Annotated in this window: 12 protein-coding genes and 1 pseudogene; 8 read left to right on the top strand and 5 right to left on the bottom strand. The window is 43.8% G+C overall.

The window, feature by feature from the left end:
* The first annotated feature begins 115 nt into the window (after positions 1-115).
* Positions 116-937, top strand: a complete 822-nt coding sequence (locus AB4371_RS11005; RefSeq protein ID WP_372149704.1) for a glycosyltransferase family 2 protein — start codon at positions 116-118, stop codon at positions 935-937.
* Positions 930-3992, top strand: a complete 3063-nt coding sequence (locus tag AB4371_RS11000; RefSeq protein ID WP_372102200.1) for a glycosyltransferase family 2 protein — start codon at positions 930-932, stop codon at positions 3990-3992. Before AB4371_RS11005 ends, AB4371_RS11000 begins: the two co-directional genes overlap by 8 nt.
* On the opposite strand, the gene AB4371_RS10995 is transcribed toward AB4371_RS11000, so the two are convergent.
* The 5 genes and pseudogenes from AB4371_RS10995 to AB4371_RS10975 form a co-directional block, all read right to left on the bottom strand.
* Entirely contained in the window at positions 3913-4686 is a 774-nt protein-coding gene (locus AB4371_RS10995) for a hypothetical protein (protein ID WP_371971208.1), read from the bottom strand. The two genes, AB4371_RS11000 and AB4371_RS10995, sit on opposite strands and share 80 nt — an antisense overlap.
* A gap of 29 nt (positions 4687-4715) precedes the next feature.
* Entirely contained in the window at positions 4716-5597 is an 882-nt protein-coding gene (locus tag AB4371_RS10990) for a radical SAM protein (RefSeq protein WP_372102201.1), read from the bottom strand.
* A 137-nt stretch (positions 5598-5734) separates the two neighbouring features.
* Positions 5735-6154: pseudogene (locus tag AB4371_RS10985) on the bottom strand (class I SAM-dependent methyltransferase); the annotation flags it as partial.
* A gap of 114 nt (positions 6155-6268) precedes the next feature.
* The gene (locus AB4371_RS10980; RefSeq protein ID WP_372102202.1) at positions 6269-6709 is read right to left on the bottom strand and encodes an RNase H family protein; all 441 of its coding nucleotides are present in this window, start codon (positions 6707-6709) and stop codon (positions 6269-6271) included.
* Between the two features lie 76 nt (positions 6710-6785).
* A complete protein-coding gene (locus AB4371_RS10975) occupies positions 6786-6971 on the bottom strand; it encodes an AlpA family transcriptional regulator (RefSeq protein WP_017065568.1) in 186 nt (61 codons plus the stop codon).
* Between the two features lie 148 nt (positions 6972-7119).
* On the opposite strand from AB4371_RS10975, the gene radC reads away from it, so the two are divergent.
* From radC to AB4371_RS10945, 6 genes are all read left to right on the top strand, one after another.
* Positions 7120-7590, top strand: a complete 471-nt coding sequence (gene radC, locus AB4371_RS10970; protein WP_009846898.1) for a RadC family protein — start codon at positions 7120-7122, stop codon at positions 7588-7590.
* Positions 7587-8015 carry a DUF2787 domain-containing protein gene (locus AB4371_RS10965; RefSeq protein ID WP_065678384.1) on the top strand — a complete coding sequence of 143 codons (429 nt, stop codon included), beginning with the start codon at positions 7587-7589 and terminating at the stop codon, positions 8013-8015. Before radC ends, AB4371_RS10965 begins: the two co-directional genes overlap by 4 nt.
* Positions 8016-8064: 49 nt before the next feature.
* Entirely contained in the window at positions 8065-8505 is a 441-nt protein-coding gene (locus AB4371_RS10960) for a DUF2787 domain-containing protein (protein ID WP_065678385.1), read from the top strand.
* Positions 8506-9081: 576 nt separating this feature from the next.
* Positions 9082-9417 (top strand): hypothetical protein, encoded by a 336-nt coding sequence (locus AB4371_RS10955; protein WP_004734952.1) that lies wholly within the window; start codon positions 9082-9084, stop codon positions 9415-9417.
* 107 nt (positions 9418-9524) lie between these two features.
* On the top strand, positions 9525-10211 hold the full coding sequence (locus AB4371_RS10950) for a hypothetical protein (RefSeq protein WP_004734951.1): 687 nt from the start codon (positions 9525-9527) through the stop codon (positions 10209-10211).
* 56 nt (positions 10212-10267) lie between these two features.
* The gene (locus AB4371_RS10945) at positions 10268-11740 is read left to right on the top strand and encodes a hypothetical protein (protein ID WP_372149702.1); all 1473 of its coding nucleotides are present in this window, start codon (positions 10268-10270) and stop codon (positions 11738-11740) included.
* Positions 11741-11787: the final 47 nt, after the last annotated feature.

Below are 11787 nucleotides of genomic sequence, written 5' to 3'. Positions count from 1 at the left end.
AAACGCATAGATAATGCAAATGTTGATCAAATGCTCATAAATGTCAGTCAGTTACATCACATACTCATCAATTTGCTTATTATAATCAAGTCAATCATCAATCAAAGTCTCAATAATGAATAATGTCATTGTGCTGATCGCTACAACGCCCAGGCTTTCACTACTTTCAGAGCATGCGCTTCCTTCAGTCATCAATCAAACATGCCAACCTAAAGCCGTTGTGCTCGTATCAGATACACGCTCACTAGATCGGAATGAAGTAGAGAACCTGCGTTCTGAACTCAAAAGTATTCCGCTGCGTGTATTAGTCAATTCACGTGCATCCGGCGCCGCTGGCAGTTGGAATACCGGTATCAACTATATCTCTGATAACTTTCCAAATAGCTATATCGCTATCATCGATGATGATGATGTTTGGCAGCCTGAGCATCTATCTTCTTGCCTGCTTAGCAGCGATGACGGAAAAGCAGATATCGTTCTGTCTGGTATCAATGTGAAGATTGATCACAAAACAGTCGCTACCAATATTCCCATAGATCTTGAGGTTAAAGACTTTCTAGTTGGTAACCCAGGATGGCAAGGCTCAAATACCTTTATTAAGACCGAACTTGCTACCAAAGTTGGTGGTTTCACTGACGGCTTAACTAGTGGAAATGATAAAGATTTTGCAATTCGAATTTTGGAGTCCGGATTGGTCACCATTCGCTATACCAATATGGCGACCGTAGATTGGATTTGCAATCAAACACCCGATGCCCTTTCTGCCCCTGGCTCAAAACAGAAACTGCGCGGGTGCGCGCAGTTTCTAAAACTTCACGGAAAGAAAATGTCACAAAGTGAAATGGGTATCTATTTCGAACGCGCCGCTGCACTGTTTGCACTTTCCAAGAACGATATATTAGACGAAATAAAACTTCTGGAGAGTGTCAATGGCTAACTTTCACCCACGCGCTCCCATTAAATACACTAAGATCTTGTGCGACCGAAACTTACGAGTTGCGCACACTTCGGCACCAGAATTTGACACTGCTGAAGTGGTAGTCGCGATTACCCACAAAAACCAACCGCAAGGCCTCATCCGCGCTCTTGACAGCGCACTTAAACAGTCTCTTGCTCAAAAGCAGATTGCACGCATCGTTGTACTGGATGATAGCTCTGACATAAGTTGGTCAGCGGAAGCAAGTGCTTTACTTCACCACCCAGCTGTTACCCTCTTGCAAGCCGAGTGCGGTTCGCCAGCTAGGGCACGCAACCTTCTCTTGGACTGGGCAGATACACAGCCATGTATACAATGGGTTGCAAGATTAGATGCTGACGATGAACTGTTTGCTAAAGATAGCCTGCATGGGCTTTGGAAGGCTGTTCGCGATACAGATAAAGTAGCGGCTCTGGGAAGCAACAAGCTGAGAAAAGGAGGGGTGATTCTCCAAAATGACAATATCGCAAATCCAAACGAGCTCTGTAATCATCTAAGTTTAGCGGGATTTATCGATAATTTTGCTTCTGCCAAGCAACAACGAGAGCTTCCTTCATGCAACCTATTACTGAAGAATAATCTAGGTATCAGGTACCCAAACATCAGAAGCGCAGAAGACCACTGGTTGGTCACTAAACTATTAATGCTAAATCCTTCCAAGGTAGCCGTTTGTTCTTATCCTATTTATGCCATCTACTCTCTTGATGGAGAAGATACAAAGACAAATAAGTCTAACGAAATTTGGCAAGATCAGAGAAATAGGCTTGCCTATGTTGCAAGAACATGGAGCACTCTATTGTCTACCAATCGCCATCTGTTAGGTGTTGGTATGGAAGGGGCGGTTTGGCTACAGCATAATCAAGTGGTTAAGGAGTTCTACCCTTGGGCTATTTCAGATACCGAAGTCCGAAGCCTGCGAACCTTACTCGCCGAAAAAGACCTTCCTATTTCTACGGTAACTTGGAGAAAGTGTGATGGTCTTTGGCAGTACAGCACCTCCTTCCAAAATAATGCATTAACTAATGAGAAGCTTTCCGAAAAATCCATTGTAGATTACCTCAAAAAACTCTATCACGCTGGAGTTTGCACTCTCAACATCAAGCGGGATAACTTAATTGTCACTCCACAAGGAGACCTGGAATACATTGATGTCGGAAAGGACCTACAGCCTCTCACGTCCTCACGCTTTCGGGATATGTGTGCCCGCCTTTATTCTATTGGAATATTGGCGAATACTGACGAAGAAGTCGTACGTAGGCTAAGCTGGCGAAGACAAGATGATGCGTTGATGAGCCTTCCTGGATTCGAGCAGTTCTACCGTAAGTTAATCACTGAGCTTCATCCACAATGCGTCGAACCTTGCCGTAACCTAACACCGACGGTCTCGTGTAAGAGTGAATCTGTAACTCTAATGATCAAAGCCTGTGCGCAAGATGCTAAAGTACTTAGTGACCAAGTACTGCATATCGTTACGCAGCTTCGCTACCCAATTGATTTCGCACAAACAGTTCTTCTGATTGATCCTCATGAGGGGCAATTTTTACGCCAGTATTCGAATCCAAACCTAGCCTCCGTTATTGAACAAGCCGAGAGGCTGAGAGACAATGGACTAGTTGACTCCGTGCTAGTTTCCCCTTCAAGCGCAACAACCATAAATACAACGTATGAAAAATGGTTTGCACAGTCTAAGTGCGGAGAAACACATACCTGTCAAAATGCTCCCTTGTTCCCTCAGATCTGGGGATTTGACCAAGTTACGACTCGATATGTACTGCAGTGCGATTTAGACGTGCTTATTGGTCGCCGCAATTGGCACCATGATTATATCGCCGACATGATTTACGCTTGTGAGCCTAAGGATGTACTTGCTGTTGGCTTTAATATTCCCAAAAGCAGCTCTAATTTTAATCCTTATAAAGGAGCTCCGGGTGAATTTGCTCCTGAGGTCCGTTTCGGACTCTTGGATCTCGGTAGGATTCGCCTTCAACTGCCAATTGATAATCCCTTGGACAGAGGCAGATTCACTTTAACCTGGCATCGTGCACTACAACAAGCAATGAAATGTAAAGGGCTTCGCGCTGTACGTGGTGGGGATCCACAAAGTTACTACGTCCATCCTCGAAATGAACACAAACACCTTCCTGAACTTTCATTGGCAAGGGACTTGATCTCTCAGGGAATCGAACCGACGAAGCAGCATGAGGAATTTGATTGGGTACCCGGCAATCATTGGCAATATGAACAAAGGCATGAAGCAATCGTTTTTTTATTAAAAGGTAGGTATACCGACCACGCTCTACTAAAACGTTGCCTAGACTCATTGCGTAACCAGACAAATCAAAGCTTTGGTATTATCGTGATTGACGACGCAAGTGGCTCCGCTCATAACTGGTGTTATCCAATGTTGTTGGATGAGCTTCAGGCTAAAACCACACTGGTAAGGCGCAGTTCTAACACTGGGAGAATGCCAAACTTCATATTGGCAATAAAAGAGATCTGCCAAGATCCTAACTCTTTGGTTGTAGTGTTAGACCAAGATGACTGCTTAATGCAACCCAGCGTTGTTGATGCTTTGTATGCAGCCAGAAAACAGGGTGCGGACTTAGTTCAGATGCCTATGTTTCGTCCTAATAAACCACTGCATTTATACCAGCCTGATTACCGCAATCCTCGACTTGCTGCCGGTGCAAATGTATGGAGCCACCTAAGGGGATTCACCAAAGCGTTGTTTGAACAAGTCCCCGAGGAATATTACAAACATAAAGACAGCTCTGAGTGGTTCGATTTGGCTACAGATTATTTAACCATGTTACCTATGGCGGAACTCGCAAAAGCTCCTATTTACCTAGACACAGGCTACACCTATTGGCACATGCGTAAAAAGCTAGGCCGAGATGAAAAAGAGCACAATAACCAAATGGTTCAAGAAATTATGTCTATGCCTTCACTTTCTCGGAGAGAAGTAGAGCTTGTTGAGCCAAAGCCAGATTTTTTTGAAGACGGTTTACCTCACTAGACAATTCGTTGTCGTAGAGCCACCAGTTTGGGGAGATAATACACCTCCCCCTTAAAACAAAAAATAGTGATTCTAAGGTCTTTAAGATCGAAGAATCAATGTGCTCCAACCATGCCATAGGCTTAACCTGGGATAGCCCTTTCAATAATTGAGTCGCTTCTTCTTTTGGTAAACTTCGCAACGACTGAAGCTTGGAGCAATGTCGAGTGATTGTTATGTCATCTACTTTGTCATGACGCGCTAGCTTCACTTCATAGCCAGGCCAATTTAATTTATCCATCCAACCAGAGGCGAGACGACGTTCTCCCAGCCAGTTGTGATATGCAGCTGGCAGCGCTTTCCGTTGATTACAATCTAGAGGCCTCTCAAGTGAAGGCAGCAAATTCATCCTACTAACATTTATTGTGACGCCAAGTTCAAGCATTGTTTTGAGAGTGAGCAGACCAATTGAAGGTTTACATCCCAATAGGTCCTCCAATTCCTTCCCATATACTTCTAGCTTTTCACAAAACAGTTTGCTCGGTACTTCGCCTTGAACAAGAACGCCTGCCGTGATGCCTGCCAACTTACTATTAGTCACCACCAAATCAGCGCTTGAAGCAGTGGTCAATGGTTGATTAAATCGGATAACTTTCTCATGTTTTTTGATGACTAAGTCCCCTGGACCATTGCCAACAATATGCCATTCATCCACTTTCTATACCTTTTGCAATCAAGCCAGAACTAACGCTTTTTGTTGATTTCCCACTCTTGATAAATCTTCTTCCATGTTGCTGAAGTACGCTGCTCAAATATTCTAGGGCGTAGTTTTGGTGGAACATAATGTCCATCTCGAAATCGTCCACATAAGCCACAATTACGCCTCATTAGATCACGCATTTCATCATCACTGAATGGTAAACGCTGCCGCCCACCTTTTATATTTAATACTCGGTCAATACCACCAGCAACCGCACAAGGGTAATAACCCTGAGGCGTAAGACCTAAACCGCAAGTCTTTGCGATATCACAGCCGTTCGAGAAATCACTAAACTTGTGGTACCAACTATCAACAGGAGCTAAGTTAAATGGGCCAAAGTCTGGTTGAACAGAATCCGTTTTCGCTGAGTTTTCAATACACAACCATTCTGGAAGCATTGATATCACTTTATTGACGCGACGACCATAGCCGTTAGTCACAAGCTGAATAGTCAGAGCAGGATAAGCTAGCTTTAGGCGATACAACTCCGAAAGGATCTCGCTGAATTGAGGATGTAGCGTTGGCTCTCCACCTAACACTCTTATTTTCCGCCAGTGCCTATTCTTACTTAGGCTATCGTCAACAAACTGGGTTATTTCATCGAGTCCAATATGTGTTTTCGATGGGGCTTGGGCTGAAGAGCGATTACAGTTATTGCACTTCAAGTTACACTGGTAGGTGATATCTATTTCAATCAAGTCATCAGCAACCTGATATTGGTAACCCATCAATCTAGTGACTGGCTTCTGCACGCGGAACCATCGCCAAAAAGCTTTTAGCTTGAATCCAAACCTGACAATATGAAACCATTTCTTTGGATATTCATATGAGTACTTAAATGGTTCTTCGTTACGACTCTTTGTCACAGCATCTCCTTGTCAAAAAAGATCCAGACCTTGTTATTAGCCAAAGAATAAGATTACTCGGATGATATACAGCACCTTTGCATATTACGAGTACTCGATGAGTCAATGTAAACAAGTGTGATATACAACTAGATAAATATCACTAGTTTTCCATTCTCGGAGAGCAGCTCAGACAATACAGCGATCGACTCTTTTCGAACCGCCGAATTTAGATGCATCCATACCGCTGAAATTAAAATCAAATCGTAATGACTACACAGCTCTCTAGCTTTGCTTAAAGCAGGCAGAGCATCGTCTAACCACTGAACTTGAGTCGAGGAGTTTAAGCTCCCTAACTGGCGAAGTTCGTTTGCTGGTTCAACGGCGACCACTGAGCAGCCTTGTTCAACAAACCACCTCGTATCTCGGCCTGAGCCAGCACCAATATCAAGTACCCTTATAGCACCACAAGGCCAATACATGCGCCACGCACGGTGGACATTTTCAAATTCCAAAGAATCATATTGGTTTGAAAGCTGAACCGCGTTTTCGTTGTAATAAGAAGTATTTCCCGACATAAACCGACCTATATATCAATCTGACTCGATAATATATAGGTCGTTTGAATATGACGATTAAGTCTTTGATAAGTGTTAATAACTGTGATTAAGATCTCGGAGAATAAAGCCAGTTCAAAGCACCTCCCTAGCCATATCCCCCGCTTTCCCCATCTGTTCAAAATCTCCGACCTTATGCGCACGCCTTACTTCAACAAACTTACTTGATCTCAACGTATCAACTTGTTGCCATAAATGACGGTTAGCTACTGGCTTCTTATCAGATTTTCGCCACCCCTTTGCTTTCCAGTTATCTAACCATTCATTGAACCCTTTCACACAATATTCACTACTCGAATACAGGCAGTCTCCATCTCTGGCATAAGCTATAGCTTCTATCAATGCGATAAGCTCTAACTCAGCACTATCGGCAATCTCACCGACTAATAGATTATTTTCGTCAACTAACTGCCCATCGTAGTTATAAACACTGATACCAATCCCACCTTGTAGGTTTGATGTATTGTCTTTCGAAGTCGCGATAGCAATGTAGATTGCACAGTTTTCTTCATTCATAATTTTGTTCCTCTTTTTAAGTTTTGGCCTACCATTTTGGTAATGCCTTAATTGGTGCAGTGGCGTTAATTCAGTCTTAATGGCTTGGTCTTTCAGCCAAGCGCATTTCCATCCAGTTATTCACCTCTTCTTCTACCCAAGCGACCGCCCTATCTCCCAAGCTTACCGATACAGGAAAATTACCTTCGTCCATTTTTCTGTATATCGCCGAGCGGCTTAATGCAGTTTTCTCAATCACTTCTTTTAGCTTTAAAAATCTCATGGGACGTTCTCCTATGCCTGTGGTCCTCATGGGATAAGGAGATAGTGTTAAAAAAAATGAGGCTGGCTCGGCTTACTCTGATTCAAACCTTTTTGAGGTATATGTCATTAAAGTGAATGACCTAAAGCCTGATTAAAGGAGAACCAAAATGAGAACACTTTCACCACCACTACTCTCACAGCAAGAGCATGAACATCGCGTTCTAGAAAAGGCAGCAGAGATATTAGAAGATCGTTATGTACGAGGAGATGTATTTACCAATCCACAAGCTACCCGAGACTATTTGCGATTTAAGATAGGCGGCAGTGAACGCGAAGTGTTCGCCGTCATGTTGCTAGATAACCAACACCGATTAATTGAGTTTGAGGAGTTGTTTCAAGGGACGATTGATGCGGCAAGCGTCTATCCAAGGGAGGTTGTAAAGACTGCTCTGAAGGCTAATGCAGCGGCGGTTATCTTTGCTCATAACCATCCATCAGGCGATCCTGAGCCGTCCCAAGCAGACAAGCGCATCACGACGAGATTGCAAGATGCTTTAGCGCTCATTGATGTTCGAGTTCTGGATCATATTGTTGTCGGGGAACAATGCACATCGTTTGCAGAGAGGGGCTGGTTATGATTGAGAAACACTATGGTGACATCACCCTCAATAGCAAACTCCACCAGCAGTTAGAGCAAACTATCGCTCGCTACTCGATCCCTAAAGACACGACACGCATTGCACTCAACTGCCGAAACACAAGCTACTACAAAACAAAGGAAGGGGTTGCCCCTGTAGAGATTCAGTTAAAGCGGGAGAATTCACGCTCTGATTGGAATTTGGTTTTCGTGGCCAATTTTACTTATCAGGACAAAGCCACCGACTCGCTCGATGTGTATCTTTATTTCCACCTACTGAATCACTGGTGCTATCAACCAGATGCAGGGGCAGCGAGCCTGAGCCACCCTGTCACAACAAAAGTGTTTCAAGCCTGGATGTGCGCTTTCCATGAGCATTTAACTCAGCATGTCTTCGATGACATACAGCTCACTCAAGTCCGCTAAGGCTAATCCATCACCCGACTCGTTCACCTAAATTCAAGGAGGCATCATTATGTCTACTCTGCTCTTTCATCCATCAAGCTTACCTGTGTCAGACAAACTTCACGCACTGTTAAACAACCATTTTCAACAACAATTAACCCAGAGTGAGTCAATAGCCCAAAGTACTTACCTGACGTTCAACTTTCGAGATAGTTCATACAGCTCAGAAGCTGGTGGGTTTCACCCTGTTGAAATCGCGATGACACAGATCTCCAGTGGTCTATGGAATGTCGAATACATCACTGATTTCGCTTACGTTGGGAATGTGTATCCAGAATTGGCGCGATGTCTAGACTTTGATTTTCGAGACCAAGCGTTCTTTACAGAATTCGGGGGATGGAGCCCAATCAAGGGCAACTATTCCGCTGTAGAGATGTTCGAGCTTTGGCAGGATAACTTCTTAAACTACATCGATATGGAAGCGTTTGACTCTATATCTATCACTTCGTAATGAGAGAACAACCCGTCCGGGTCTATGTCACGATACAAAGGCACCGGACCACTACAGCCATCAAAAGTCGTGCTTCGGAGAGAGCTAACCCTATATGTAGCAAGGCCTGAATGACTTTTCATCATTGACTCCCACCCCACGACTTATCACTACATTACCGATAAGTGATACCAATCATGCCCAATATCTCCCCATTAAAAGAGCAGCTCACAAAAGCGCTCATCAGAGTCGCTCTCGCGAGTTGTCATTACCTTAATGAACAGTATCAGCACTTTAAAAAGGAGGTAGAGCAAAGCTCAGATCACGAACTGTTTGAATTCGTTCAACGCCTTTCTTCGGCTCACCTAAAACGGCTCTTAGCCACTATTGAGTTGATGAACAGAGGTTACCTACTAAGTGAAATTCTAGAAGCAGCAAAGGATAAATAATGGCCTTTCCCGAGGTCATTTAAATTCAAATATACAGCCCATTTCACATAATCATTATCCGCCATTTGAGTGAGACGTTATTTGTCTCACCCATCCTTATTCTAATGCCATCAGTGATGGTTCATAGACACCCAACTAAGGATTCACAATGACTACAAGTAATGTACTGCATCATACCAATGATGAAGAGCTCATCGCTTTAATCCAACGAAAAGAGTCGTTCACCTTAACTCGGGTAAAAAACTTCTCTCAGACGGTGAAAAAGATTGAACGGCTTATAGAGGCTCAAAATCTATCTTGTCGAATATACACAGCAGGCCGCTCTACAACGATGGCTGCCACCTTGGCTTCCGGCCCTGCTGTCATTTTTGGCCTAGCTTCAGCAGCCGCAATATCGGCGCATAATTTAGCCACAAGAAACCCAGACTATGAAATAGCTAAATACCCTTTCGCAGACAAACTCGTCATTAACTACAAGAAGTAATCGTATCAGGCTGTGTGGCCACCAGCCGATCCCTAATCAACTTGATTCTTAAACTCATCACTCAAAAGTGTTGAGGCGATTGATCACGTTTCAATTTTGGTGGTCCCATGCCCTCTAAACCCAACAAGCAACGCATCGAACATATTGAGTTGGTATTTGAAGTTTACTCTCTCATCCCTACTCAACGAAAGATCACGGCGAACGAAGTTCATCAACGACTAACAAATACAGGCATTGAACGCTCGAAACGCACTGTACAACGCTGCTTGAACATCTTGACGACTTATCTAGATGTGGAAAAAGACGATAGAAGCCTCCCTTATAGCTACCATCGACGAGCTCATTCTCAATATGCTATTGGCCCTAGCGAGTCTCTACTTATTGAACTCGCTTTTGAGAGCTTAAGATCGATGCTTCCTGAAAGTTATCGTTCAAGTGTTAAGGACTGTTTTGCCCCCTTACTATCAGCGAATCATCGCCAAACCTCACGTACTCATGTTCGGCATAAACGGCTTGGTAACAAAGATGATTATAACGAGGCTCTTTTTGACAAACTTTGTCTATCCATCTATCACCAACGCGAAGCTCGGCTCCATCTACGTAACGAACAAGTGCTTCAATACGTTTGTCCACTTGGGTTGGTATTAGAGAATGATTGCCTTCAATTGATCTACCAATTCAAAAAGCGTATTTGCTCAGCCCCACTCAACCAAATTCAAGACATCTACGTCAGTACGTTCGAGTTCACCTACCCTGAAGGATTTTTACTATCTGAGGCCATTACCTCTAAATAAAACTCAACATTCAAGAACAAGACCAACATGTTCAACTAACCACACAAGGAAGGATTATGAAAAATACTATGTTATTGAAGACAACTCTTGTCAGCTCTATCGCTTTCGCTCTGACAGCGTGCGGAGGGGGTGGCGGTACTAATCCAGGTACTCCGTCTGCTCAAATCGCAGGTGTGGCTATCGATGGCTATGTCGAGGGTGCTACTGCGTTCCTAGATTACAACTTCAATGGTGTACAAGACGATAATGAACCTAGCTCTACCACAGATCAGAACGGTCGTTTCGATTTTGCTATTGAAGAAGATGACTTAATTTGTAAAGAGTACTCACCAATTATCGTCAATGTGCCTACTGGTGCATACGATAGCGATTATGGGTTAGTTAATAAACCTTATAGCTTAACCTTTCCGCCCTCATTCTCATCTGACAACGTAGGCGAAGATGTATTTGCTACTACTCCATTCACTACAGTGATTTGGTCAGCTGTTGAAACAGACCTATTACAAAGTGGCGTAAGCAACTGTAAAGAGTTGGCTGCGAATACTGAAGCGCAAAACAAAGTTGTACGTCTAGTCGCCGAGAAGGAATACGAGTTGGGTAACCGCTACAACATTCCTGCTAACGAGCTATACGCAGACTTCATCGCTTCTGGTAACACCGAGCAGCATCAACTAGCCCAGCTTCTAACCAGCGGTCTAGCAAAAGGCTATGCTGAAACTTCAGCTCTAGTCGATGCGAACCCTAACGCTTGGAAAGCTACAGTTGAGTACTACGTTGAGAAAGACGACGCAGGGAATTTCACTAAGTGGTATCGTGAAGAACGCGTGTTTGATGCCGACACACATTCTCTACGTGTATTTGAAGTTTCTGTTGACTTAGAAACTGTAGGCCGCCTCATCGTTTACCGTAACAAAATCAAAGCCGAAGAAGGCGCAGTGCAAAAATACACTGATGACCTAATCGACTACCTACCAGAAATCAGCAAATACGGTTGTGGTTTAACTAATGATTACGTACAGAACTCAAAAGACTACGGCAACGACACTGTTACATTCTCTGTATCCGCTTCTGTTCTAGTTGACGACCATACTGCATGTGCAGATACACTCGTGTACTCTTCTAGCGTACCTTACGCTAACGTCATTCGTGAATTGAAAGACGGCAATGTGTTACTACAAGCTGGTATGTGGGGTTTTGACTTTGGTGACGATGCTGTTATCAATGACCTAATCAACGATGGTTTGTACTCTAACATCACAGACCCAACAGTGCTGGACCAGTTCTCAACTTGGAACTACTCACTGGACTCAACTGAATCTTACGATGCATCACGTTGGACACGTACATCAGTTGTAAGTACAGCTGAGAAAAATGTCATCACAGACGTGAATAGCAAAGGTATCTGGATTGTACGTACCACTTACCCTAACGGCACTCACCAAACGCAGTGTGGTGACTCTCTAGATACTTTAGTGGACGTGGCTCATATGGGGGGGTGTGAAGAACTGCCCATAGTGCCTGCTAACTAATCATAACGAGTCGAGAGGGGATGTATCCCAGGGCAAGATCATGAAAA

It is taken from the genome of Vibrio sp. 10N.261.51.A3 (assembly GCF_041471965.1).
GTDB lineage: Bacteria > Pseudomonadota > Gammaproteobacteria > Enterobacterales > Vibrionaceae > Vibrio > Vibrio crassostreae_C.
The sequence above is the reverse complement of the archived record's forward strand: the minus strand, read 5'-3'. Positions and strand labels throughout refer to the sequence as shown.

Bases quoted from the DNA above. Each gene is read 5' to 3' on its own strand.
- AB4371_RS10975 (WP_017065568.1), bottom strand. From the start codon at position 6,971: ATGAGATTTTTAAAGCTAAAAGAAGTGATTGAGAAAACTGCATTAAGC.
- AB4371_RS10980 (WP_372102202.1), bottom strand. From the start codon at position 6,709: ATGAATGAAGAAAACTGTGCAATCTACATTGCTATCGCGACTTCGAAA.
- radC (WP_009846898.1), top strand. From the start codon at position 7,120: ATGAGAACACTTTCACCACCACTACTCTCACAGCAAGAGCATGAACAT.
- AB4371_RS10955 (WP_004734952.1), top strand. From the start codon at position 9,082: ATGACTACAAGTAATGTACTGCATCATACCAATGATGAAGAGCTCATC.
- AB4371_RS11000 (WP_372102200.1), top strand. From the start codon at position 930: ATGGCTAACTTTCACCCACGCGCTCCCATTAAATACACTAAGATCTTG.
- AB4371_RS10960 (WP_065678385.1), top strand. From the start codon at position 8,065: ATGTCTACTCTGCTCTTTCATCCATCAAGCTTACCTGTGTCAGACAAA.
- AB4371_RS11005 (WP_372149704.1), top strand. From the start codon at position 116: ATGAATAATGTCATTGTGCTGATCGCTACAACGCCCAGGCTTTCACTA.
- AB4371_RS10965 (WP_065678384.1), top strand. From the start codon at position 7,587: ATGATTGAGAAACACTATGGTGACATCACCCTCAATAGCAAACTCCAC.
- AB4371_RS10945 (WP_372149702.1), top strand. From the start codon at position 10,268: ATGAAAAATACTATGTTATTGAAGACAACTCTTGTCAGCTCTATCGCT.
- AB4371_RS10950 (WP_004734951.1), top strand. From the start codon at position 9,525: ATGCCCTCTAAACCCAACAAGCAACGCATCGAACATATTGAGTTGGTA.